At 41.2% G+C, this 24,178-nt stretch carries 21 protein-coding genes and 1 pseudogene; 6 read left to right on the top strand and 16 right to left on the bottom strand.

What is annotated here, in order from left to right; genetic code table 11:
* Positions 1 to 74 precede the first annotated feature (74 nt).
* Both IEV39_RS07505 and aceI read right to left on the bottom strand, forming a co-directional pair.
* The gene (locus IEV39_RS07505; RefSeq protein WP_005284945.1) at positions 75 to 479 is read right to left on the bottom strand and encodes a hypothetical protein; all 405 of its coding nucleotides are present in this window, start codon (positions 477 to 479) and stop codon (positions 75 to 77) included.
* Between the two features lie 310 nt (positions 480 to 789).
* The gene (gene aceI, locus IEV39_RS07510) at positions 790 to 1,218 is read right to left on the bottom strand and encodes a chlorhexidine efflux PACE transporter AceI (protein ID WP_005229744.1); all 429 of its coding nucleotides are present in this window, start codon (positions 1,216 to 1,218) and stop codon (positions 790 to 792) included.
* An 88-nt stretch (positions 1,219 to 1,306) separates the two neighbouring features.
* On the opposite strand from aceI, the gene aceR reads away from it, so the two are divergent.
* The 3 genes from aceR (at position 1,307) to leuE (ending at position 4,024) form a co-directional block, all read left to right on the top strand.
* A complete protein-coding gene (gene aceR / locus IEV39_RS07515; protein ID WP_005284941.1) occupies positions 1,307 to 2,206 on the top strand; it encodes an HTH-type transcriptional regulator AceR in 900 nt (299 codons plus the stop codon).
* A gap of 103 nt (positions 2,207 to 2,309) precedes the next feature.
* Entirely contained in the window at positions 2,310 to 3,299 is a 990-nt protein-coding gene (tal, locus tag IEV39_RS07520; RefSeq protein WP_005284939.1) for a transaldolase, read from the top strand.
* A 74-nt stretch (positions 3,300 to 3,373) separates the two neighbouring features.
* Positions 3,374 to 4,024, top strand: coding sequence for a leucine efflux protein LeuE (leuE, locus tag IEV39_RS07525; protein ID WP_005284936.1), 651 nt, complete (start codon positions 3,374 to 3,376; stop codon positions 4,022 to 4,024).
* Positions 4,025 to 4,180: 156 nt separating this feature from the next.
* Here the strand turns inward: leuE and IEV39_RS07530 are convergent, their stop codons facing one another.
* The 6 genes from IEV39_RS07530 to pepN all read right to left on the bottom strand — a co-directional run bounded on the left by IEV39_RS07530 (position 4,181) and on the right by pepN (position 11,820).
* The gene (locus IEV39_RS07530) at positions 4,181 to 6,013 is read right to left on the bottom strand and encodes a monovalent cation:proton antiporter-2 (CPA2) family protein (protein WP_005284934.1); all 1,833 of its coding nucleotides are present in this window, start codon (positions 6,011 to 6,013) and stop codon (positions 4,181 to 4,183) included.
* 116 nt (positions 6,014 to 6,129) lie between these two features.
* On the bottom strand, positions 6,130 to 6,849 hold the full coding sequence (locus IEV39_RS07535) for an MgtC/SapB family protein (RefSeq protein ID WP_005229734.1): 720 nt from the start codon (positions 6,847 to 6,849) through the stop codon (positions 6,130 to 6,132).
* Between the two features lie 56 nt (positions 6,850 to 6,905).
* Positions 6,906 to 7,601 (bottom strand): PA4824 family protein, encoded by a 696-nt coding sequence (locus tag IEV39_RS07540; protein WP_005284929.1) that lies wholly within the window; start codon positions 7,599 to 7,601, stop codon positions 6,906 to 6,908.
* Between the two features lie 311 nt (positions 7,602 to 7,912).
* A complete protein-coding gene (locus IEV39_RS07545) occupies positions 7,913 to 8,350 on the bottom strand; it encodes an RDD family protein (RefSeq protein ID WP_005284927.1) in 438 nt (145 codons plus the stop codon).
* Positions 8,351 to 8,414: 64 nt separating this feature from the next.
* Positions 8,415 to 9,101 carry a dienelactone hydrolase family protein gene (locus IEV39_RS07550; RefSeq protein WP_005284924.1) on the bottom strand — a complete coding sequence of 229 codons (687 nt, stop codon included), beginning with the start codon at positions 9,099 to 9,101 and terminating at the stop codon, positions 8,415 to 8,417.
* Positions 9,102 to 9,213: 112 nt separating this feature from the next.
* Entirely contained in the window at positions 9,214 to 11,820 is a 2,607-nt protein-coding gene (gene pepN, locus IEV39_RS07555; RefSeq protein WP_005284921.1) for an aminopeptidase N, read from the bottom strand.
* 342 nt (positions 11,821 to 12,162) lie between these two features.
* Here pepN and IEV39_RS07560 point away from each other — a divergent pair, with 342 nt between their 5' ends.
* The gene (locus tag IEV39_RS07560; protein WP_005284917.1) at positions 12,163 to 12,420 is read left to right on the top strand and encodes a hypothetical protein; all 258 of its coding nucleotides are present in this window, start codon (positions 12,163 to 12,165) and stop codon (positions 12,418 to 12,420) included.
* A 57-nt stretch (positions 12,421 to 12,477) separates the two neighbouring features.
* Here the strand turns inward: IEV39_RS07560 and IEV39_RS07565 are convergent, their stop codons facing one another.
* Complete coding sequence (locus tag IEV39_RS07565; protein WP_005284914.1) at positions 12,478 to 12,951, bottom strand: DUF2147 domain-containing protein; 474 nt, start codon at positions 12,949 to 12,951, stop codon at positions 12,478 to 12,480.
* A gap of 211 nt (positions 12,952 to 13,162) precedes the next feature.
* Positions 13,163 to 13,636 carry a DUF2147 domain-containing protein gene (locus IEV39_RS07570; protein WP_005284911.1) on the bottom strand — a complete coding sequence of 158 codons (474 nt, stop codon included), beginning with the start codon at positions 13,634 to 13,636 and terminating at the stop codon, positions 13,163 to 13,165.
* A gap of 371 nt (positions 13,637 to 14,007) precedes the next feature.
* Between IEV39_RS07570 and IEV39_RS07575 the strand changes: the two genes are divergently transcribed.
* Complete coding sequence (locus IEV39_RS07575; RefSeq protein ID WP_005284909.1) at positions 14,008 to 15,168, top strand: hypothetical protein; 1,161 nt, start codon at positions 14,008 to 14,010, stop codon at positions 15,166 to 15,168.
* 33 nt (positions 15,169 to 15,201) lie between these two features.
* Positions 15,202 to 16,017 carry a hydroxyethylthiazole kinase gene (thiM, locus tag IEV39_RS07580; protein ID WP_005284906.1) on the top strand — a complete coding sequence of 272 codons (816 nt, stop codon included), beginning with the start codon at positions 15,202 to 15,204 and terminating at the stop codon, positions 16,015 to 16,017.
* Positions 16,018 to 16,241: 224 nt separating this feature from the next.
* Here the strand turns inward: thiM and IEV39_RS07585 are convergent.
* From IEV39_RS07585 to IEV39_RS07610, 6 genes and pseudogenes are all read right to left on the bottom strand, one after another.
* Positions 16,242 to 17,054 (bottom strand): annotated as a pseudogene (locus IEV39_RS07585) (DUF7738 domain-containing protein).
* Positions 17,055 to 17,073: 19 nt separating this feature from the next.
* A complete protein-coding gene (locus IEV39_RS07590) occupies positions 17,074 to 17,916 on the bottom strand; it encodes a hypothetical protein (protein ID WP_005284897.1) in 843 nt (280 codons plus the stop codon).
* Positions 17,917 to 17,965: 49 nt separating this feature from the next.
* The gene (locus tag IEV39_RS07595; RefSeq protein WP_005284894.1) at positions 17,966 to 18,964 is read right to left on the bottom strand and encodes a PIN domain-containing protein; all 999 of its coding nucleotides are present in this window, start codon (positions 18,962 to 18,964) and stop codon (positions 17,966 to 17,968) included.
* Between the two features lie 9 nt (positions 18,965 to 18,973).
* The gene (locus IEV39_RS07600; RefSeq protein ID WP_005284891.1) at positions 18,974 to 20,767 is read right to left on the bottom strand and encodes a hypothetical protein; all 1,794 of its coding nucleotides are present in this window, start codon (positions 20,765 to 20,767) and stop codon (positions 18,974 to 18,976) included.
* A 9-nt stretch (positions 20,768 to 20,776) separates the two neighbouring features.
* Positions 20,777 to 23,581 (bottom strand): type VI secretion system Vgr family protein, encoded by a 2,805-nt coding sequence (locus tag IEV39_RS07605; RefSeq protein ID WP_005284888.1) that lies wholly within the window; start codon positions 23,579 to 23,581, stop codon positions 20,777 to 20,779.
* A 225-nt stretch (positions 23,582 to 23,806) separates the two neighbouring features.
* Positions 23,807 to 24,169 (bottom strand): 5-carboxymethyl-2-hydroxymuconate Delta-isomerase, encoded by a 363-nt coding sequence (locus IEV39_RS07610; protein WP_005284886.1) that lies wholly within the window; start codon positions 24,167 to 24,169, stop codon positions 23,807 to 23,809.
* Positions 24,170 to 24,178 lie beyond the last annotated feature (9 nt).

Consider the following 24,178-nt stretch of genomic DNA (forward strand, 5'->3'; position numbering starts at 1 on the left):
GAATTTTTTGGCTGATCCTGAATGCAAAATTATCTTTATAAAAGATCACATCGATTTTCAAGAAAGTAGCGATGTTACCTAAAAATCGGATTTGATAACCAATCTTTAATGTTCTGGATTTGCTTTTCTACTTCGATAAGAAGATGAGGATTATCTTCAAGTGTCCAGGTTTCATCACACCAGTCGCATGCATTATATAAGTTACCCAACCATGTTGGATAATATGCGATGTTTACAGGAAGATTTCTTGCTGCTCCCATAAAACCGATTTCGATATTATTAAAAATTCGACATAAATCAAAAGGACTTATCTGTCCATTTTGGTAATGCTCTAAAAGCTTTAGGAAATAACGAGCCGTTAGAACTTCAGCTTCAACGGAGTCAGCTGAAAAGCTGGTATCTGTTGCTTGTATCAATTGAAGTAGTAAAGACGCCTGATTAACTGCGCTATCAAGTAGTTCAAAAAATTCGATCTCCATAATTTCATTGTTTTCTATGTATTCATTGATTTTTTTTAAGATGATTTCTTTTGAATAATCACCATAATAAATTTCAACAAAAAGCGCTTTAAAAGTCCTAAAGTCCCTACTTTTCCATCTAAAACAAGATCAGATCATCTCTTCGGTTTAAAGACCTTTATATTCATGTGAAATCGTAATTTTGATCGGTTTAAAAGCATTTAACCTGCTTAGGCTATTTTTTATCATCTCATTAGATAAATTACAAATAATAAAAAAGCACCTTTCATCAAATAATGAAAAGTGCTTCATTTTTAATCTTTATTATAAATTATGATGCCAGTTTGGCATTTGGAAAGAAACGTCCTTCAATCATGTCATAGCACCACTGGAAGATGAAGGTATATACCAGAATACACATGGTCAAACCAAAGTCCAGAATGATGGCTTCAATGATGGTCATTTTCATCAAATAGGCAATGATTGGAATGGTTGCAAGCATCAGCCCGCCTTCAAATCCGATCGCATGCAGAATACGGACAGGGATTGTTCTTTCCCATTGATACTTCTGCTCTACTTTTTCGAAGTAATGGTTAAAAATCATATTCCAGAATACTGAAATCACCGCCATGATCGTACCTAGAATACCCGTTACTTCGAGTGGCATACTGAAAATAAAACTTAACGCAATCGCGATGATGACCAATAAAATCACTTCATAGCTGATCGCATGAACGAGTCTTCTTTTGGAAATCAACATTTTTGTAACACTCTCTTGTTTGGATAGTGGCTATTTTATTTTTATAATATTGATTAATCTAATCAGATTCTTTCAGTTTTTTTGACAAATGAATATTAATCAAGAACAACTTCTCATGTTTCAGACGGTCATCGAGACAGGTTCCTTTTCTGCCGCTGCCCGTAAATTAGGTAAAGTTCCTTCAGCGGTCAGTATGTCGATTGCCAATCTGGAAATCGATCTCGATCTGAAACTATTTGAACGGATCGGCCGCGAACCAACGCCCACCGCAGAAGCATGGGTTTTATATGAAAAAACCCAACAATTATTGATCGAAATGAATCAATGGAAACAACATGCCCATGCGCTAAGTACGGGACTGGAATCAACCTTAAATATAGTGGTAGTGTCGGAGCTGCTACATACCAACTGGACAGACTACATTACCCTGCTCGATCAACATTTTCCGAGCCTGTCATTGAATGTGGTTTCAGCACCGCAAGAGGATGCTCTGCAAATGTTGCTTGATCAAAGCGCTCAGCTCGCCCTGATGTTTGAACGGGAGCAACTGGACAGTCGCGAACAGTTTGTTGAGCTAAAAAGAGAAGCGCTTGTTCCGGTCATTGCAAAAATTAATCCCTTGGCAGAACTGGACAAGGTTTCCTTTGAGCAAATGGTGCAGACCCGGCAAATTGTAGTGGCAAGTCGTGATAACACCATTCGACCTGAATTACTTTATTCCAAAGATTATTGGCGTACCGACAATCATCATTCGGCATGTATGATGATTGTGCGTAATCTGGGTTGGGGGGTTTTGCCTTTAGAGATGTTTAATGAAAATCCTGAATTGCGTAAAAAACTAAAAATTCTGGATCTGTATGATTTCACACCTAAATTTGAATACTATGTCGATCTGGTCTGGAGCCGGGAAAGTGAACTCGGCGCAGCAGCAAGATTCCTGATTGACCATATCCGGAAACAACGTCAACACACCAGTAATAAAAGATAACCTTAAGGAATAACTCTGCCAACAAAAGCGATGCTTTGCTTTGGGCTGGATTATGTTATAAAAGAAATTACCAATAATATGTTTAAGTAAGAACGCTATATCAATGACTCAGAATGCCTTATACCAATTAAAAGATTTAACCACTGTTGTTGCCGATAGTAGTGACTTGGAAGCAATTGAGAAATTTCGTCCACTCGACGCAACAACCAACCCTTCACTGATCACGGCTGCCGCGGAATTGCCGGAAAGCCGTGCACTGATTGAAGATGCCTATACCCAAGCAAAACAGGAAGGTTATCAAAGCGACGAGTTAATCGAGCGTACCATTGATATCTTGACCGTAAAATTCGGTGTGGAAATTTTAAAACTGATTGAAGGCAGGGTCTCAACTGAAGTAGATGCTTCTTTGTCTTATGATACCGACGCCACCATTGCCAAAGCACGCGAATTGTCTAAGCTGTATCAAGGGTATGGTATCGAGCAATCGCGTATCCTGATCAAGATCGCGTCAACCTGGGAAGGTATTCAGGCTGCTAAAGTACTCGAAGCCGAAGGTATCCCGTGTAACCTCACCCTACTGTTTGGTTTACATCAGGCACAAGCCTGTGCAGATGCAAACGTTACCCTGATCTCACCTTTCGTGGGCCGTATTCTTGACTGGTATAAAAAAGCGGAAGGTGTTGAGCAATATCCAATTGCCCAAGACCCGGGCGTACTTTCAGTCAAGAAAATCTACAATTATTACAAACAGCAAGGTATTCAGACCCAAGTCATGGGTGCAAGCTTCCGCAGTACCGCTCAGGTATTGGGTCTGGCGGGTTGCGATTTACTGACGATTGCACCAAACCTGTTGGCTCAACTTGAACAGGATCAGCAAAAGGTTGAAGCCCAATTGAGCGTTGAGTCAGCCCAGCAAGCTGAAAAAATTGAGCGTCCAGCGCAAACCAAAGAAAGCTTTAAGGCTGAACTTGAGCAGGATTTGATGGCATTCCAGTTACTGCAAGGCGGTATCGACGGCTTTATCAAAGCCCGAGATCAACTGAGTTTATTGCTGCGTCAATCTTTTGGAATTGATGCTGAAATCAAGCCATAATTAGTCGAATTTTCACCCATAAAAACCGATTTTTGCTATATTAGCGAAAATCGGTTTTTTAATGAGTTTTCATCGTGTTCGGTATAACAGATTTAACCACTTATATAATTGGGACAATCTTAATTGTGTTATTACCGGGTCCCAACTCATTATATGTGATGTCGGTCGCCTCGCGTTATGGCATCCGTACTGGCTATGCGGCAGCCTGTGGTGTCTTTACCGGTGATTTTATTTTAATTCTCTGTACCGTTCTGGGCGCAGCTTCCTTATTAAAAGCCTTTCCGATCCTGTTTGTGATTTTAAAAATTACTGGAGCGGCTTATCTGGCCTATTTGGGTTTTAAATTGTTACAAGGTGCTTACCAGACATGGAACAAGCCGCCGCATCATGCTGAGCTGGCGGCTTTACCCAATTTGGACCAGATTCATCCCTACCGTACCGCGTTAAGCATTAGCCTGCTTAACCCGAAAGCAATCTTGTTTTTCCTGTCCTTCTTTGTTCAGTTTGTTGAGCCAAGTTATGCCTATCCGGCTTTAAGTTTTTTAATTCTGGCGATCATTCTGCAACTGGTCAGTTTCAGTTATCTGACCGCATTAATTTTTTCAGGTATTAAACTGGCAAACTTCTTTAAACATAATTATAAAATTGCAGCTGCAGGTATTTGTCTGGTCGGGATTCTATTCTTTGGTTTTGGTTTAAGACTGGCAACCTCAACCCTGTCTTAATCGATTCAGTCTGATCTCTATTCGGTTGCTAAGTCAAAACATATTCAAATCGAAGTCCCATAGCACTGGTCATTATTCGAGATATTTCATTTAATTTATCTCTAATATAAAAAAGCCCTCATCAGGATGAGGGCTCAACCAAGATTGTCTTGATGACTACTTTTCGTCTAAATCCTTTTGTGCCTCTTGGTCATTTAAAATTCTGGCCGCCTGCTTAGGACGAATCAACGGAGCAGTCGGACGTGGGTGTGCATGGGTATATTGTAAACCCACGCCTGCATATACATCATCAGCGGCAATTTCAGTTTCAAAACGCTCTTCGTCACGGTCACGAATTTCATCGGTAATCCGTTGCACTTCATCTTGCTCTACCCCTAACTCTTGCAAGATCACGCCACCAAACTTGATTGCAGACTCGAAGGTTTCGCGAATCATATAATCCACTTTTTGTTTCACCAGATAGAGTGAATGTTCACGGTCATAAGAGCGAACCAGTAACTTTGCCAATGGAAATTCATGTGTGACCAGTTCGACAATACGGTTGGTGGTTTCCTTACTATCCACGCAGACAACAATGGCTTGTGCTGTCGCAGCACCAGAGGCATGCAAGATATCCAGACGGCAACCATCACCATAATAAATTTTAAAACCGAATTTCTCTGCGTTTTGTATCATGTCGATATCATTATCAATAATGGTCACATCAACACCACGTGCCAGTAACAGCTGACTGGTAACCTGACCAAAACGACCAAAACCAATCATTAAAATACTGCCACTCAAACCTTCGGCAACCGTGACATTATCCAGATTAATCGGATCTTTGCTTTCAGTGAAGCGTTTAAACAGAATTCCCACGATCGGGGTCAACACCATAGAAAGCACGACAATCGCGGTCAGATTAGACTTGACCGTGTTATCAATCACCTGGGCACTGACTGCAGCGGCAAACAGTACAAAAGCAAACTCACCGCCTTGTGCCATCAGCAACGCACGATCTAAAGCTTCGGTATGCGGGCTTTTGCTTACACGCGCCACGATATAAATCATCAGCGCCTTGGCAAACATCATGGCGATGACGCCACTCAGAATCAGTTGCCAGTTTTGTACAACCACAGATAAATCAAGCGACATGCCGACGCCCAGGAAAAACAGGCCCAGCAATAATCCACGGAAAGGCTCAATATCGGCTTCAATCTGATGTCTAAAAGTAGATTCCGATAATAATACCCCTGCCAGGAAAGCCCCCATCGCCATAGACAGTCCGCTGACCTGCATCAACAAGGCTGCGCCTAAAACCACCAGAAGCGCAGCGGCTGTCATGACTTCACGGGCTTTTGCAGCAGCAAGCAACCTGAATAAAGGATTTAATAACCAGTAACCCGCAGCTATCAGTCCAGCAATTGCAATTAAACCGATACCGATACTTTCAAGACGTGTAGAGGTACTTTCCACCACATGGTTTGGTGCCATAAAGGCGACAATGGCCAGTAAAGGAACAATCAACAAGTCTTCAAATAATAAAATAGCGACAATCTTTTGCCCATGAGGCTGGGTAATATCGCCCCGATCTCCCAACAGTTGCATCACAATGGCAGTTGAAGTCAGTACAAATCCAGCAGCACCGATGAAAGCCACCTGCCAGCTAAAGCCAAACAGCAGTCCTACCCCAGTTAATGCCAGACCACATGCCACGATCTGTAAAGTGCCCAGACCAAAAATTTCCCGCCTTAAGCTCCACAAATGAGAAGGCTGCATTTCCAGCCCGATCACAAACAGATACATCACGATCCCCAGTTCCGCAATATGCAGAATCGAGGCGGAATCATGGAAAAATGCGAACCCGAATGGCCCAATGATCAATCCGGCAATCAAATATCCCAGTACCGAACCTAACCCGATCCGCTTAAATATCGGGACGGCAACGACAGCGGCAGCCAGCAAAACCACTGGTGCAATTAAACTGATAGAATGTGCTTCTGAACTCATACTGTTCTCATTGTTATCATGTGCGTTTCATTTTAAAGGAAACAATACAGGCCATATATATCATTTATAGGACAATGCATCCCAATTCGATGCTTTAGGGGAAGATTTTCCTAAACTTAATTGATGGTATTTTTGTCCCAAAAGGCCTGACGAACCTGCGGCATGGCATTTAGGTGGTTAATGATATGTTGCGCTTCTTCTGCTTCAATCGAGGTGGCAATCAATGTCACTTCAATCTCGACCTCTTTTTCACCAAAAGGTGTGACCTCAATATCTTTGGCAGGATAATGATGATGCATCAAGGTCAGATTCAGCTCATCCATGACGGCTTTGCTGTGACTACGATCACAAATAATATATATCACATGCATGACCTCAGTATCATCATCCAGCGGACGGCGGTCAATCGCATGCACAATCGGTCTTAGCAAGGTATTTGCCGCTAGAATAAATAAGGTCGCCAATATCGCTTCAATCACCAGATCTGCACCCGCAGACGCCCCGACTGCTGCTGAACACCATAAGGTCGCTGCGGTATTGAGACCATGAATATTACCTTCCTGACGCATAATCACACCTGCACCCAAGAAGCCAATTCCTGAAACCACATAGGCAATCACCCGAACCGCCCCATCGGCGCCGGTCAGATTAATCGCAATATCCACAAAAATGGCAGCACCGACTGCTACCAGTACATTGGTCCGTAAACCTGCAGTACGCTGCCGGTATTGACGTTCAAAACCAATCAGCGCACCTAAAATAAATGCGACAGAAAGACTGATTAAAGTATCCAGAATATTAGAAAAATCTGTATGTTGCAGAAATTTTAATTGCATATTCCACCTCTTTATTATTCATGATTTTGAATGAAGGATATTATGAAAAGCTGCAATTATGATGACGGCGTAAAACTCAGCCCCAAGCCGAACCAATGCTGTTTCTCTGCACGTAAGCGATCACCAAAGGATGCTTCCAGGCTTAACACATTGGGGATAATACTGTACTGCACTGCGGTCTGAAAGAACGGTGCCTGACGGTCCTGATTGTAGGTTTCAAGAATTAACCCCAGCCGATCCGTTATGTTATAGGTTGAAGCCACGCCCCAACGAACCAGATGTTCATCGGCATGTTGATAACCAAGATTGGTATCTAAAGCTAAACGTTGATCTAAAAATTCAAAACTTACAGGTACATTGAAAAACCAGTCCAGTTGGCCACCATGGTGTGAAACATCATCTCGTGACAGCAACAAACTAGAGCCAACCGCCCAATTATTTTCCATCGGTTTTAATATGGTTTTGGCCTGAGCTGAAAAACCATGAATCTGATCAATATCCTTGCTGGAATGATAACCTAAGGATATTTCTAAATTTTCATTAAGATTACAGGCAGGCACAACTTGATAGCCCCAACTGCCATCTTTATTACGCGTATAGGTACTTTCCAGCTGACAATGCTGTGCCTTTGTAATCGAGACATCATCGGTATTGATCAGTGGGCCCGCCTTGGTTTTTTGTGTCAGCAATAAACCAGATAAAACAAATACATGAATAACAGCAAGCCATTGAATGGACGCATGAAAGAACATAGGCTTCTCCCCCATTTTAGGTGAGAAACTAAACAGGTTGCAGTCAATAGAATAAATTTTGTGAATACAGCAAAATTATACAGAAGGGTTAAAAAAATTTATTTCAAAGCTATCTCATTGCAAGACAGCCGACCTAAAAGGCGCTCTTGCTCAGTATTCGCTTTGGTTTAATCGATTGATCAACCCGAACCTCGAACAACTACCCATTTAGGATCTCCGTGAATAAATTCAAAGGCATTATAGGACATGCGAACTGATTCACAAGCCCTATCCCATGAATTTTTTATTACATGATAAAATTTCACGCTAAATTAAAGCTCTCTTACCACCACAGTTTTTGCCATTTTGTCATGCCAGCCTTGTTTCTTGGCATCGAAAGCCACCCAGATCAAGCCAATAAAAAACACCAGCGTTGCAGGAATATAACCGATATAACGAATTACCCCTTGCCCAACGCTAATATTTTCTCCAGTTTTTTCATCCAGCACTTTCAAACGCAGTAAACGCTTACCCGGTGTACCAGCAAACTTGATCCAGCAGAAAATATAAAATATGGCGCTAATGATTTGCCAGATCCAGTCTGAAGTAGACATAAACTGGAACGATGAAAATCCATCAGAAGCGACCGTGGTTTCACCACCACCAAAAATCATGGTTAATGGAATCAAGGCCACCAGTACGATAATTGAATCAATAATTGCTGCACCAACACGAATCCAGAAGCCGGCATACTCGTATTTCTCAGACATTTTCCCCTCACTTTTTATTTGTAAAAGTTAATATTTAGCAATAATAACCTGTTGTTCCAATGATTTATATTATGTTTTGTTTTAATTCCCGATCAAAAAAGTCAACGGTTCGCTGCCATACCAGTTTGGCTTCAGGTAGACCACGACTGACACTCCGGAAACCATGTGGCATGTTATAAGTATAGGCTTCTACCCGATCTCCCAGTTGCTGGATCAGTTTATTGCGTTTGCTGGCCGGACAAAATGGATCGATGTTTGACCAATGTCCCTGTAAAATACGCACCTCATCCAGAGATTCTTTTTTCGGAATGCCAGCCCCTTCAACCCCTAAAGAATGGTGATAAACTACAGGCGCCAGCATATCGTCACGTTTTGCCATCTGAATCACGTATCCCCCGGTCAGGCACTGTCCCAACATTCCTAAACGACCATTCGATCTTGGGTCTGCTTTAAGCGCATCCAGCAATACATGGATTTCCTGATTGACCTCACTATCAGCTGCGTTACTGCGACCTGCTTTGCTTACCATGGCGCGAATACAGTATTTCACTGCGCCGCCACTAAACAGATTTGGCACATAGACCAGATAACCGCGATCGGCTAAGTCTTGAGCATCTTCCCGATAGACATCAAGTATGCCAAATAACTCGTGTAGCAATAAAATTGCAGGTGCATTTTCCGCAGTCTGTGCAGGTGCATACACTTCTACTTCAATTTGACGTGTCGGTAATGTGATTGTTTTTATTTCCATTGCAGTCATCCATTGCATTCGAATCGTTTTCATACTATTTATGACAATTATTATTGTCAAATAAAAAAGGATGCCTGACGACATCCTTTTTGCAATGGAATTGAAACTTGAATTAAATACTTAACAAGCTATTTAATGTCTCAGCTACATTTTTAGATTTTACTTTCGGTTGCAAGGCCTGAAGCGCTTGCTGGACTTGAGTGCGTTGTGGTTCGGCCAAGGTGTACCAGCGAGAAAGCACCTGTAGTAAACGTGAACCCAAGATTGGATTCTTTTCATCCAGATAAGCTGCCAAGCTGATGAAATGATCAACACCAAAGCTCCAGGTATTTACTGGATTGGCTGCCAGACCGCCGCTAACCGAACGGATACGGTTGGGTGTACCGAGATCATAGTCCACATGCTTGGTGAGATATTCAATGGTTTCAGCTGTCGCATTTGGATTAGAGGCCTGAATGGTAAACCATTGATCCAGAGACAAGGCTTCATCTTTAAAACGGTTATAAAAATCCGCTAATGCAGCTTGCGCCTGCGGTGCATCGTTCCAGACCAAAACACGTAATGCGCCTAAACGTTCAGACATGTTGCCCGTGTTCTGGTATTGCGCATAAGCCAGCTCAAATACCGCATCATCACCCTTACGCGCCAGCATATTTAACATGATATTTTTCAGCGCACGCACCCCCATTGCCAGAGAAAACTCTTTTTGCAATTCAGGATCTAGAGCCAGATACGTGTCTTTCCAGAATGAGCCTAACTCACGTGCTAAACGATTCAACACGGCTTCGCGCTTTTCCAGCACCAGCTCAGGTTCATAGTCCTGATCGATACGGCTACCTAAATAATTTTCGCTTGGCACATCAAATAAACGTGATGCCAATAGAGGATCTTTATTGACCAGCTCAGGCAAGGTGTTTTGAATGGCCTGAATATAAATATCGGCTTTATGATCTTCTAATAAAATCCGCTCGAGCAAGGTTTGGGTGGCTTGCCACTGGTTAAAGCCATTGGTTTCATGCTGGATCAGGAAAGCCAGATCATTATCGGAATAATCAAAGACCAGATTCACAGGTGCAGAGAAATTACGCAATAACGATACAACAGGTTGTTCAGTCACGCCTGTAAATTCAATCGTGGCTTCATTCTGGTCAAATAAATACACGCCATCTTTGACATCATTTACAAACAGATCTGCGCTGTGCAAGGTATATTGCTCACCGCTATGGGCATTGAATAATGCCAAAGCGACAGGAATTGGCACTGCCTTCAAGTCCGGATATTTAGGATGCGCTTTTAGACTTTGTTTAAAACTGAGGCGATAAGTTTGTGCAGCTGCATCATACTCACCTTTGGCCTCTAGCTTTGGTGTACCTGGCTGGTTATACCAGGTCAGGAAGTTAGAAAGATCAACACCTGAACCTGCGCTCAATGCAGCCACCCAATCTTCAACCGTAACCGCTTGTCCGTCATGACGGCGGAAGTATTCATCGGTACCCTGACGATATTTTTCCTTACCCAGTAAGGTCGCCATCATGCGGTTGATTTCAGCACCTTTTTCATACACCGTTGCGGTGTAAAAGTTATTAATCTCGACAAAATGATCCGGACGTGGCGGATGTGACAATGGACCTGCATCTTCAGGGAACTGATGCGATTTTAATACCGCCACATCATCAATCCGTTGTACCGCAGCAGATTGTAAATCTTCGGAGAAAGACTGATCACGGAAAACAGTTAAGCCTTCTTTTAAACACAATTGGAACCAGTCACGACAGGTAATCCGGTTACCGGTCCAGTTATGGAAATATTCATGGGCAATTACCGACTGTACCCGCATAATCGCAGCATCGGTGGTGTATTCTTCATCGGCCAGCACGCATGAGGTATTAAAGATGTTTAAACCTTTGTTTTCCATTGCGCCCATGTTGAACTGACTCACCGCAACAATCATGTAGTTATCAAGATCGTAAGGGCGGCCATAATGTTCTTCATCCCAGCGCATTGAATGCTTTAAAGCTTCCATCGCAATGTGACATTTAGGAATATCTTTTTCAATTGCATAGATTTCCAATGCCACATCACGACCTTCAGACGTGGTGTAACGATCTTTCAATACCGCCAGATCACCAATCACACAGGCGAATAAATAGCTGGGCTTTTTGGTTGGATCTTGCCAGATCGCAAAGTGACGGCCATTACCTGCATCACCTGTTTCCAATAAGTTCCCGTTTGCGAGCAATACTGGATATTTCTTATCGGCTTCTACCCGGGTGGTGAATTCAGCTAGCACATCTGGACGATCGGGATAGAAGGTAATTTTACGGAAACCTTCAGGTTCGTTCTGGGTCACAAACAAGTCACCCGCCTTGTATAAACCTTCAAGCTGGGTATTTGATTCTGGGTGAATCACTACCTGAGTTTGAATAATGACCTCATCTGGTGCATCGGTGATCACCAATTGTTCACTGTCCAGATGATACTGATCCGCATTAAGCACCTGACCATTTAACTGGATCGATTTTAATTCTAGATCACGCCCCAGCAGGACTAAATCACCTGCAGTCTGGCGCTTCATCACCAATGTCGAGTCTACAAGGGTATGCTCATCAAAAACCTGAATATCCAGGTTGATCGATTCAACTAAAAAAGCTGGCTTTTGATAATCTTTTAAATAAATGGTTTGGTCTGTTTGTACAGGAGGCTGTGCCGCAATATTCATCAGTATTCCTTATCTTTCATCATGTCGTTTAGATGGTCTTGTTGGCAAGACTTCTTGATCAATCGATCATACGCCAACTTGAACAACCTGTCTTTAGACGCATACATTGGTTTTAACAGTTTTATTGGGCTTGATCTCGCGCTTTTCAAATTGAATGCGGATAGAACCTAGACGTTTAGACAGAATTACAACACAGTTTTCCATTCTTAAATAAAAACTACAGAACCGGTTGCGTTATATCGCCTAACTTACATTTTTTGATTGGGTTTTACATTTTGTGCATGGTTATTGCTTAATCAATTATGCCAATCTAGGTCAATAAAATAACAGAGGGTGATGACGATGGAAGTAAAAGCACATCTTTACCGTTTAGAAAATATCAAGGCAATCCATGATCTCGCAAAAGCAGGTGTGGATCATCATGTCATTTCCGTTTTTTTAACTGCAGAAGGAATTGAGCTGAGCACACTAGAAGTCACCAATATTGTGAATACCTATGATGCGCTTGGCAAAGAAAAGCTGCCAAGTAAAAAAGTACAGGCATTGATTGCCGCTAAAAAAATTGGACAGGAGGACGAAAACTTACCATGCCCTGTTTAGCCATTCACTTTAACCATAAAAAAACCTCGAAATCGATTCGAGGTTTTTTTATTACATTTAAGGCGTGGCGCTATCAGTACGCAGCCAGACCACCGTACGTCCCAGTGCGGAAACGCCCATATAACCCCGCATACGTAAACGCTTTCCTTCACCCGTGACCACACCTTTACCTTTATAGACACGACCCGATGTTGGCTCTAATACACGCCCATCTATATAAGAATCTGGTTTATTTGGATCTTCTCTAAAACCCGACAAAATTTCCAATCCTAGAATCGGTTTATTGGTATTCGGTGCCGCACATTTGGTACAGTTTGTTAATGCAATTCCATGCGAATTTGGATAACGATAAATAATCTTTCCATGATAACGACCGTCATTGCCTTTACGGATTTCGACAATAGAAAGTTGCTCACCGGTTCGTTCTTCGATACTTTTCCAATAACCTTCAATTGAAGCTGAAAATGATGCTGCGCTCGCGCAAGCAAATGTGAGTCCCATGATTCCTTTCATGAGCATACGATTTAGCATATTCACCCCGTCTAAAAAACAACCTATCCAAAGAGATAGGTTTAAAGCACGAAAATTATCACAATTTTCATAAAGTTACACTGTACGCCAGAGTTCATTTGTATAAGAAATAACGGATTTTATGCATTAATTTCATAAGAGAATGAGTACTCTTTAGGCAAATAAAAAAGCCCAAAGCAGTCGTTTAGGCTTTCTTAAAAATCAGGCTCGGTTATGGATTTGCACTATCGGTACGCAGCCAGACTTGTGTTCGTCCCAATGCAGAAACCCCCATATACCCACGCATACGTAAACGCTTACCATCAGCACTGAGTTGGGCTTTGCCTTTATAAACATTGCCGCTTTTCGGTTCTAATACCCGTCCATCGATATATTGATTCGGGTTTTTCGGATCTTCTTTCAATCCCCAAGCAATTTGCAGCCCTAAAATAGGTTTGTTTTTGAATGGTTCAGGACATTTCACACAATGGGTCAAGACCGTACCGCCAGGCACTGGATAGCGGTATACAATTGTGCCAGTATAGGTATTATCTGATTTTTTCTTGATTTCAACGATTGAAAGTTGCTCACCCGTGCGGTCATCAATACTTTTCCAGAAGCCTTCTGGTGTTGCGGCAAAGCTCATGCTGGCGAATACCGCCAAGCAACTCCCCATGATTCCTTTCATGAGTGCATTTTTTTGCATAATAATCTCCGTAATGCAAAATAGATCCATCTATAACTTCATTTTTATGCCATCGTTTACAAACAGTCAACACAACGCATGATTATTTAATCCATTAAAATAAAAGAAAATTTTAATCAATTCACACATTATTGAATTAGTGATGCCAGATTGGCACAGCATGTAAGATTTCACCCCATCGTTTTGAACGCCACAAAGGTATAAGGTATTTAACTTTGGCTTTATACATCTGGTTGAATTCAGTCATTACGACACTATCCAGCAACGTCATGCTGATGTGAATAACAGAGCTTAACTGTCTATAAACTTTGCATCACTCTGCCTACAGAGTATGTATAATTCCCTTTTAAATGGTCATAGGTTTAACATCAATGGATTTACAGATTCTACAAAAACAGTTAGATGAAAGTAGCCATTGCCCTCTGTGCCAAGCCTCAATGAACTGGGTCGAAGCTGAACAATATGCACAAGAATTTCAGTTTCATGAATGTAGTCATTGCCAGCATCGGGTGTTTAAAAGCGATAGTAAACTCAATTGTCATTGTGCCCAATGTACTGCTAGCCGTAAGAAACAGACCCAACAAACCATTTTACAAGAACAACGTAAATATAAAGTCAAAGATGAAGTGGTCTATGGTCTTAATCAGCTCAGTTTTTTGCATAAACTATTTTTGCTGAGTGTGCTCGATGGTTACGCGCGTGAAGACGTACAGCATGATGAACTGATTCATTGGCAAAACATTAAATATCATGACTTTACTCCCAATTATCTGTTTCAGCACCAGCTTGTCCAGGAACTGCTGAAATCCGGGATCTTGAAATCGCAAGATAGCCATATCGAAACTGAACATTTTTATCTGAATATCCGGCTGGATGGCTACGCGGACCCAAGCCTGTTCAGCATTGCTCAACAATTACGTCAATGGTTTTATGAAAACCTGAGTTTGGGTATTCCCTTTAAAAGTACAGATGAAGTCAAAGATGTGCTGTACTTGGTACTCTACCAAGAGATTGTACAATTCATGCAGTTCTCTTGCCGCACCTGGGGTATTCAAATTGCGGGGAACCGCCCTTTTCAGGCATTCTGTTATCGCTTGATGGAAGGACTTGCAGTCGGGCAGATTTTCTATCTGATCCAGACAGCACTGGAATATCTGCACAAACAGAAAGCCTTACAGCCGAGAAATGACAAGTTTATCAATACCAACTTGCTGAAAAAGACGCTGGAACAATATCGTGAACGTGCTTTGTCTGAACGTTGGGAAACCACCACCTTGCCACGCCCTTACACCATTCCATTCAGTAAAATGAGTGAAATATTATTGTTTAAATTTCTGGGTTATGACGAAAGTATTTTTATCCAGCCAGTCTGGAAATCTTGGCGAAAAATCGAGCCCCGTTTAAATTTTTATTCGGTTAAACGTTGCATGTATTGTGGTTCCAATGATCTGATCGTAGATTATGATGCACAGGATTATGTCTCATTGATCTGCCGTAAATGTAAGCATCAAGATCACTATTTCACCCATTAACGCCCTGCTTAAAGCTGCTATAAAGGATATGTCATGTCACAAAAACAACAACTGATTGATCAAGTCATTGAAGCCTGGCGTGCCTTACAACAACAGGCTCCTTTAGTGCAATGCATGACCAACAGCGTTGCCAATAATTATGTTGCCAATATTTTGCTGGCTGCAGGTGCTTCGCCTGCCATGATTGATAATCCTTTTGAGGCTGAAGATTTCACCAGAATCAGTGCAGCACTCAGTCTAAACGTCGGTACACCCACCACTGAGCAAACCCAAGCCATGTTAATTTCGGCGAAAACGGCACAGCAGCATCAGGTGCCTTGGGTACTTGATCCGGTAGGTTATGGCGCAGTTTTGAAATGGCGTAGCGAAACCGTTGATCAGCTTCTGCAATTCCACCCCAGTATTATTCGTGGCAATGCTTCTGAAATCAGTACATTAGCAGGCAACCAGATTCAGTCTAAAGGTGTAGACAGTACCTTAAACAGTCAGGATGTATATGCCCAGGCAAAAAGCTTATTGCAACACACCGAGTGTGTGGCGATCTCTGGCGAGTCTGATTTCATCATATCCAAGCAGCTCGATGCGGTTATTCAGGTCAATGGTGGTTGTCATTTACAGCCTAAAATTACCGCCACTGGCTGTGCCTTGGGTGCTTTAACCGCGGCCTATCATGCAGTTGCTCCAGCTACGATTGCAGCACTGGCTGCACATATTCATTTTGCCATTGCTGGAAAACTGGCCTTTGAGCATGCGCAGACTGTCGGTAGTTTTAATATCGCATTTTTGGATTATGTTCATATGCTTGATGATAATTTAATTCAGCAGTATGTTGATATTGAGGTTGTTTGACGCAACATATGGACGAGATAAAACGCACTGATGAGTGCGTTTTTTTATGGGATAGATTATTTTTCAATATCCAAGTACCCTAAGGCTTCCCCATCTGCTTTAGTATGCGATGGTAATATATCACCTTGATTAAAATAAGTTCAGCTATTAAGTCATACAAAGATAAGAAACAATCTATTTAAATCACAGGAAAGTTTTGCCAAGAACACGTCATTTTCTTAAAACTATTTCTTATTCTTTTCCTCTTCCAATTCTTCTGGCGTACAGTAACTTGGAACAATTTTCATAGTTTTTACATCAAAATATTCGCCACAAATTTCCCTGCCATTTTCATCAGTTCTACGTCCTAATTCCTTTTTTTGTTCCTCAGTCATCGAATCTAAGTAATTATAAAAAAACATATGATCAATTACTTCCGGATCATTAAAGCTGGTACTTAACTCAATTCCAAATTCCTCACCTTTTTGATTTTCATTACACACCGACGTAAGATTGTAGCTCACCCGTGTTTTTGAATGAAATTTACTTCTAATTTCATCATGCATTGGATAAGCACCAACAAGTACACCATCTACATCAATCGCATCTTTAAAGATACTTCTCACTTGCTCTGTATCAGGTTTCTTTAGCTCTTCTTCTATTTCTGCATCTGTTTCTTTCTTTATATTATGCTCTGGTCGTTCTAAACGGAAACGCAAACTATCGATTTGCTTGTCATTCTTTCTCTCAACCAAGCGAACACCTATATCATCATAGATATATAAATTGGTTAAGTTAGCTCCATCCGTGCTGTCCACCTTTCTATAATTTTTTCCTAATGCCTTGAGCCAAAGCTCAACACCAGAGTTCATCTAGAGATCTGTACCATTATAATTAATTGCACAACCATGCACCTTAAACCGATATTGTGGATTTAATTTTTTTACAAATCCTTCAGTATCAGAATCTGTCTGGGCAGTTGGCTGACCATTGCTGCAACTCATACATAAAATAATAGGTAAAAAGCCTAATAGAATCTTTTTAGCGTAATCTGTCATTTTATACCAGTAATGAAGTTTATTGAGAAAGTTTCTCTTTACTAAATGCCAAATTGCTATCACCATCCCCAACTACTTTTTCCACCAGTATCCATGTCGTTTCAACCCTTAGTGGGTTTTCAATTGTATCTGGCGTTGTAAAAAGATCTGGATTCATTTTAAAGCTGAAAACTTTAGGAGCTAATTTCCAGTCTTCAGGATGCTTAGCTGACATTTTTTCTTCTTTTATCATAAAATTACAAGCAGAGTATGGCTCAATTGAACGATAAATCCCTGTCACCATGATCGGCTCACCAGTTTTAACCATAATATTCGTATTGAGCTGATATTTAGGTAAATACTCTGGAAAATCTATCCCCACAACATACTCATCTTCTAATAGATCTTTATAATCCCATTGAGCTGTATAATAATCACTAGCAATATAGATATTCGTTGCTCGAGTTAGAACAATTTTTTCTTTAGCCTCATATTTTTCGACAGCTCCTTTTTCTATTTTTTCCATCCAGTCATATGGATAATCTCTACCCTGTGCGATTGCAGCATTATTAATGCTGCTCATTCTTCTTAATATAGGCAAAAAGCCCTCTTTTAAGTCATCCAAGCCATCAACTAAATGATGTAACACTCCTTTAAAATTTGGTAGTACGATGGTTTCCCAGCCATAGTCGGCTTGATGAGATGGATGTTGGGTACGATGATCGGGTGCTAAATGAGCACTATATTTATCTAATAGTTCTTCAGCATATTGAATCAACTCCTCCCATAACTTTACCGTTTCATAGTAATAGTTATATGAAATAAATTGTTCAATTGCATAGATCTCTTGAGGGAATAACTCTAGCTTCTTTAAATCAATCATTTTAATTATATAAATCTCAAAATTTTAAATGCCCCGAAGGGCATATTAGTTATTCGTCACCATCCCAATACCAATACACCTCACCCCAGTCTGCTTCAGGAAGCACTGGCAATATTGCACCTTGAGTAAAATAGAGCCTTGTATCCGGTTGTGCGGGAGTAGACCAGTAACCAGCTTTCTTTACTTTTTCTCCACCTTTTTGAGATATTCTTTCTTCATTAAATACCAAACTGCCGTCACCCTCCTCAACTACTTTTTCCACCAGTATCCATGTCGTTTCTACTTCTTCTGAATTTTCAATTGTATCTGGTGTCGTAAAAAGGTCAGGATTCGTTTTAAAACACTGAACCGCTGGAGCTAATTTCCAGTCTTCAGGATGCTTAGCTGACATTTTTTCTTCATGCATCAGAAACTTACATGCTGAATATGGTTCAGTAGATCGATAAAAACCTGTCACCATAATTGGTTCATCAGTTTTTACACTTATATTAGGATTTAAATAATATTTAGGTAATATTGGAGGATACTCTATACCCACATCTCTTTTATATAAATCATTTTTTAATAGATCTTTATAGTCCCATTGCGAGTCATAGTAATCACTTGCAATAAAGGTATTATTAGCTCTTATTGATACAATATCCTGTTTAGCTTTATAAATAGCAGCCGAGCCTTTTTCAACATGATCCATCCAGTCATAGGGATAATCTCTCCATTGAGCAATAAGAGCATTACGAATGCCACTCATTCTTCTTAATATAGGCAAAAAGCCCTCTTTTAAGTCATCCAAGCCATCAACTAAATGATGGAGGACGCCTTTAAAATTTGGTAGTACGATGGTTCCCCACACATAGTCGGCTTGATGAGATGGATGTTGGGCACGATGATCGGGTGCTAAATGAGCACTATATTTGTCTAATAATCCCTCAGCATATTGAATCAGCTCCTCCCATAACTTTACCGTTTCATAGTAATAATCATACGAAAGAAATTGTTCCAATAAATAAATTTCTTTTGGAAATAGTTCTAATTTTTGCTGATCAATCATTTTTACTCTCTACTTAACATTATTTTTAAGAACTGGTACGCCAACTAAATCAACCTTATGACCTAATTCATCATCACCGTAGCCCCAACCTGTTGCTTTGCGTGCACTAATATTAGAAGATTGCAGCATCTTAGGGTCAAGTACAATTTGGATTGCTCCACCTTCTAAGGAAAACTCCTTTGCATCTTCCATCTTTTTTGCCCATTCTGCATCAGACAGACCTGCTGGTTTTCTCCCTGTAGTATCCATAACTTGAGCACCCACTTTTCCTTCCCAAGCTTTTAATCCTCCTTTAGGAACAGTATAGGTTACATATTCACCATTGCTGTTCCAGCTCCCCCATACAGCAAAGTTACGACGCCAGTCATCCTTATTCTTGAGCTTTTTAAATTCTGACTCCCGCATCCAGCAAACTGAATTATCCATAGAAGCAGGAGAAATTACTCGATATAAAACTTCACCTTCTTTAAACTCTGTCGCTTTTGCAGCATTCCTCGCAAAAGTTTTAAAACCCTCCCCAATATCTGGATATTCTTGACTCAAAAACTGAACTTGATTAGCTGGAGGTGCAGGATCTGGGTGAGCTTTATTAACTAATCTACCTGCGTTTCTGTCAGCCCAACTTGGAGTTTTCTTTTTCATCTGTTCTAGTTCATCTAGATATGGAAACCAGACTCGATCCAGATTAGTTTTATTTACAGATGCCCGAAAAGCCATATCACTTTCAATTTCTAAACGACGTTGAATTTTTCTCAACATTTTAATCACTGTTCCTAAGACTTCATTATCTTGCAACAGCTTTGGTAATTTATTATTCACAAAATCCTGTAATTTTTTTTGCTCTTCCAAGGCTTCTTGTACTAGCTTATTATTTCCGCCCAGACGCTTAACATAAGTAATCAGCTGATCAAATTTACTCAATAAATACTTTGATTGTTTAATTGCAAATGAGCTATTTTTACTTGTTTCTGCAATTATTATTTCAATTTTTTTAGCTACAAATTTATAAGGATCACCAATTTTTTTAAATTGAATATATTTCTGAACATCAGCCCTATTTAAAAATATTCTGACTTGTTTTAAAGCTTTTTCTAGCGTTTCATCTATTTTTTTCTCGAATGCAGGTAAACGATGAAAATTGGCAGGTACATTTTTAAAACTACGTCGAAGCGTTGAAAGTATAATTTTCAACATACCTTTTGCAAAAGAACCTACAGTTGGAACAATTCCAACAACGGTAATTACCATCATAATTTTAGGCATATTGTCGTCGGGCTTCTCTCTAACTTGAATTGCACATGCAAAGAAATCACGTACATCACAAATCTGATCCACGACAGGGATCATTGAAACAACCATACCTGTAGCAATTTGTGCTGTAGTCGGATCTTCATGAAAGTCACCTTTTATAACTTCCCATAGCCATATCCCAACATTTTTAGCAGCCTCACTACCTTTTTGTGCAGCTGAAAAAAAAGCTAAAGCATTTTTAATAGTCTGATCAGTAACCGCATCCGCAGCCTGTTGAGCAGCCCCTTGCACCTGTTTTTTTGCAGCCTCTAGTTTCTTTTTACCTTCATCTAAATTTTTAGAAATATCAGTGCTGATTTCTTGCGCTTTCTTTTTAGCAGCATCTATATTCTCAGAAATTTCTTTTTGAGCCTGGTTTATTCCTTTTTTAGCCGTGTCATATCCCGATGCAACTGTTTTTTGTGCATTAGAAGCACCAGTAGAAATCGTATCTGTGATTGTGTTTTTTATTTTCTTTGCACTATTTGCAACATCATCTAAAAAATCCGACATATTTTTTCTCTACTTAATATTTCTTTCTACTGCCTGGAATAATTCATCAAAATCTGGCCAAGGATCATCACCTGGATCAAATTCGTATTCCACTTTAATCGCCTTTTGAGGAACATTGTCATGATGAGCTTTACCTTCCGAGTCAAGCTTACCCTCAATAATCTGATTATTTTCAAAATGAATTTTATAATTAATATCAGTATATGGTTCACCCAAGGTATCCAGTAACTCCAAAGCAATCCAATTCTTATTATCGAATTTAGGCAAAGCGGGTAATTGTACATTCGCTTTCGCCCCGCCCATAAACAAATGCTGCCCTGCTTTCACCTCAAACTTGCCACTTGTGGTCGGAAAAATCCCTGAGCCATTGAGCTTGATTTGAGAACCACCCGCTGTAATTACAATTTCTTTTGGACTGATGATTTCTATACGATCTTCGGTCGAGATAATCTGGATGCCTTGCTTGGCCAGTAAATCCATCCCATCCGATTGGGCATGCGCTTCAAATTTACCTTTCGCAGCCACCTGCTTGATGCCATTCTGCGCCGCAAACAGACTGATTCGATTTTGCGCATGCGTAATCAGGTTCTTTTGCGTACTCAGGTTAATGCTATCGCCTGCAATCTGATTAATCTGCCCATCCGCAGAAACATGGATATCTTCATTGGTACTCAGGCCAATCCCCGCCGGTGAACTCAGTAGCAATAAAGCTTTATTAAATCTGGCAATTTTTGCTTCAATCTGTTCAGCAAATGCTTTCAATTGTTCAACCGATTCAATTTCGTCGGTCTGTTGGTTCTTGGCAACTTCGCTTAATGCTTTGGCATTGCTTTGGTTGCCTTCGATCTGTTGCTTGGCTGGCTGCGCATCCAGATGCTCGCCTTGGGCCTGATCCTGTTTCTGCGTACTCAGCAACAAACCTTGACCTGCACGCACAGCCCCCCATTGATCGGTCCGCAGCTCAAAACCTTCACCACGGTCCTCACTCTCAGCCTTGTCCTTTGGGTGGCTCAGTTTACCGAGATTCAGCTGGCTGGCAGCATGACTGCTTTGTAGTTGTGCACTGATCTGACCCGTGGTGTCATCAAAACGTAACTGGTTAAAGCCTTCGCCTTGGTATTCTTTAGATTTAATCCCTGCCAATTTCTTGGTATCCGGCAGCTTGCCGACATTGTCAAACTTGGTTGGACTCCGTTGTGCTTCATGAATCCTCCCCACCACATAGGGACGATCAATATTGCCATCAAAGAAGTTGATCACCACAATCTCACCGATACGGGGCAAGAAACGTGCGCCATAACCTTCACCCGCCCACGGTGTTAGGACATCGATCCAGGCAGAATCAGTATCGTTGTCATTGGCACCTGCACCACCATCGTGGCTATGGTCCTCTGTACGGGTAAACAAAAAGCGGACTTTAATGCGTCCCCATTCATCCACATGGATCTCATTACCACTCGGTCCCACCACGCGAGCGCGTTGTGGATGGGCTGCTGGTCGATGCTGCAAAGGATTGTATTCTGGCACCAATGCCATATTACGGCGTTGTAGCGTCAGCTGATTCGCCTGGCGTTCGTCGGCCTGTGCTGCATTCAGGCCTTTTAACGGCCAATTACTGTGCTGAAGTAAGGCATGAACCTGATCCGTCAGGTCCTTGGGTAAATTATTCTGGTTATAAAAGTGTTTTGAGGTAATTAAAAATTCTTTGTCTGCGCCTTGATGCTGATCAATTTCAGGATGTTCATTCAATTCAAACCAGTAACCGACCTGCGCATCCCGAACTGTCGAATTTGCAACAAACTGCTTGGCCTGAGCATCGTAGTATTGTCCTAAATTCTGATTCAGTTTTTCGATCTGGGCATTGCCTGCTTTGGTGGTGCCATCTTCACCATTCAGGTCCTGAATCCAGGCCGGTGAAAAATGCCATGCCTGCTCGAGCGCCAGTTGCTGGTTATCATGCTGGTCACTATGTTGATGCTTGCTCTGAACACTACCCGCGCCTTCTTCCTGTTGCAAAGCATCGGCTTGCCAACGTTGTACATGTACCGCGCCAGGTTGTAATGTACGCTGGGCGACGAATGCCATGATACTGTCCTGTGTTTCCGTGGCGCTACTGCGATGAAAACGGATATGACGGCGATCCAAAGCGTTATATTGAGTATTATCATCAATCAGTCTGAGTTTCTGGGCCTGAATCTGCTCACTTGAGCTGGCAACTTTTAACTGGGCTTCATCAATCAGCCAGTTGATCCCTTCACTCCGCATCAAACGGGTCAGAAAGTCATAATCGCTTTCATTGCTCTGCATAATAAAAGGACGGACATCATAGTCTTGGCTAAGTCCGCTGACATCCAGGGTCAAACTGGCTGCAAATAACGGACTTTTAGACTGCCATTCCTTGAAGATGATCTGGATGACGTCTGGAACTGATTTCGCCATAAACACACGGCTATTACGTCGATGCTGCCATAAAGCTGTCGGGTCTTGTACACCGAGTTTATACAAGGTGAGCGAACCATCGCTCGCCCCAACATCAGCCTGGGTCACGATACCGGTGATACGGGTCAGTTCAGCGCGATCAGTCACAATATCAATGGCAACCTGACTGCCAATAAAACTTTTTAATGGAATGACGGCACTGGTCGAAAGACAGAGCAGTTGAAGCTCAATACCCTGATTGAGCTGATGAGTGCCTTCTACATATTGTAAGAATACTTGATCATTTAAAGATGAGTTGGAGAACTGAGCATGGATCGCACGTTTTTGCGCGTTCAGCCCTAAAGTCTCTAAAGCTTGAAAGATATTTTTCAGCATCTTTTTATAGATTATTTAATAAAATTTCGCGCATTTTATAAACAGCATACATACTTGTCTATATTTTTAATGTTACGCCCTCACCAGCTTTTCTGCCCATGAACAAAATCATCTGAGAAAATAAAAACATAGCTCACTGTACGGATAAGTCTAAAAATCAGGAATTTTTATTCAAAAACGAATCAACTTCACCTTTGCAATCAAGTGCAGTTGATTCACATAAAATTAAACGCTTGTCTTAAAATAATATTCGCTTGGCATATCAATTACTTCGACACATAGCTGTAACGGTAATTGATTCGCTACCGGCAGATAGTTTTTTTGTTCCAGTATCGCCAATAAGACGCTGCCTAAATCCTGCTTTTGTGCCGCCGTTCTACCGCTGAGCAAATACAGCTTTAAATGGATATAGGCATCTTGTGTTTCGCCCATTCCAATCAAAAAGGCCTCATCTTTAAAAATGCGCGACTTTACATCATTCGGGCTAAACAGCTGGGTTGCAATCAATGCCGAATTAACACTGCTGAGCAATGTGTGCTGATCCAGTTCAGTCAGATTGGCTGAATAGTTGGCAACGAGATGAGGCATGTTTGATTT

It is taken from the genome of Acinetobacter courvalinii (assembly GCF_014635545.1).
In the GTDB taxonomy this organism is placed as follows: Bacteria; Pseudomonadota; Gammaproteobacteria; order Pseudomonadales; family Moraxellaceae; genus Acinetobacter; species Acinetobacter courvalinii.

What these genes read in the sequence shown, in the direction of transcription:
- IEV39_RS07505 (WP_005284945.1), bottom strand. Translation starts at nt 479, where the DNA reads ATGGAGATCGAATTTTTTGAACTACTTGATAGCGCAGTTAATCAGGCG.
- aceI (WP_005229744.1), bottom strand. Translation starts at nt 1,218, where the DNA reads ATGTTGATTTCCAAAAGAAGACTCGTTCATGCGATCAGCTATGAAGTG.
- aceR (WP_005284941.1), top strand. Translation starts at nt 1,307, where the DNA reads ATGAATATTAATCAAGAACAACTTCTCATGTTTCAGACGGTCATCGAG.
- tal (WP_005284939.1), top strand. Translation starts at nt 2,310, where the DNA reads ATGACTCAGAATGCCTTATACCAATTAAAAGATTTAACCACTGTTGTT.
- IEV39_RS07530 (WP_005284934.1), bottom strand. Translation starts at nt 6,013, where the DNA reads ATGAGTTCAGAAGCACATTCTATCAGTTTAATTGCACCAGTGGTTTTG.
- IEV39_RS07535 (WP_005229734.1), bottom strand. Translation starts at nt 6,849, where the DNA reads ATGCAATTAAAATTTCTGCAACATACAGATTTTTCTAATATTCTGGAT.
- IEV39_RS07540 (WP_005284929.1), bottom strand. Translation starts at nt 7,601, where the DNA reads ATGTTCTTTCATGCGTCCATTCAATGGCTTGCTGTTATTCATGTATTT.
- IEV39_RS07545 (WP_005284927.1), bottom strand. Translation starts at nt 8,350, where the DNA reads ATGTCTGAGAAATACGAGTATGCCGGCTTCTGGATTCGTGTTGGTGCA.
- IEV39_RS07550 (WP_005284924.1), bottom strand. Translation starts at nt 9,101, where the DNA reads ATGGAAATAAAAACAATCACATTACCGACACGTCAAATTGAAGTAGAA.
- pepN (WP_005284921.1), bottom strand. Translation starts at nt 11,820, where the DNA reads ATGAATATTGCGGCACAGCCTCCTGTACAAACAGACCAAACCATTTAT.
- IEV39_RS07560 (WP_005284917.1), top strand. Translation starts at nt 12,163, where the DNA reads ATGGAAGTAAAAGCACATCTTTACCGTTTAGAAAATATCAAGGCAATC.
- IEV39_RS07565 (WP_005284914.1), bottom strand. Translation starts at nt 12,951, where the DNA reads ATGCTAAATCGTATGCTCATGAAAGGAATCATGGGACTCACATTTGCT.
- IEV39_RS07570 (WP_005284911.1), bottom strand. Translation starts at nt 13,636, where the DNA reads ATGCAAAAAAATGCACTCATGAAAGGAATCATGGGGAGTTGCTTGGCG.
- IEV39_RS07575 (WP_005284909.1), top strand. Translation starts at nt 14,008, where the DNA reads ATGGATTTACAGATTCTACAAAAACAGTTAGATGAAAGTAGCCATTGC.
- thiM (WP_005284906.1), top strand. Translation starts at nt 15,202, where the DNA reads ATGTCACAAAAACAACAACTGATTGATCAAGTCATTGAAGCCTGGCGT.
- IEV39_RS07590 (WP_005284897.1), bottom strand. Translation starts at nt 17,916, where the DNA reads ATGATTGATTTAAAGAAGCTAGAGTTATTCCCTCAAGAGATCTATGCA.
- IEV39_RS07595 (WP_005284894.1), bottom strand. Translation starts at nt 18,964, where the DNA reads ATGATTGATCAGCAAAAATTAGAACTATTTCCAAAAGAAATTTATTTA.
- IEV39_RS07600 (WP_005284891.1), bottom strand. Translation starts at nt 20,767, where the DNA reads ATGTCGGATTTTTTAGATGATGTTGCAAATAGTGCAAAGAAAATAAAA.
- IEV39_RS07605 (WP_005284888.1), bottom strand. Translation starts at nt 23,581, where the DNA reads ATGCTGAAAAATATCTTTCAAGCTTTAGAGACTTTAGGGCTGAACGCG.
- IEV39_RS07610 (WP_005284886.1), bottom strand. Translation starts at nt 24,169, where the DNA reads ATGCCTCATCTCGTTGCCAACTATTCAGCCAATCTGACTGAACTGGAT.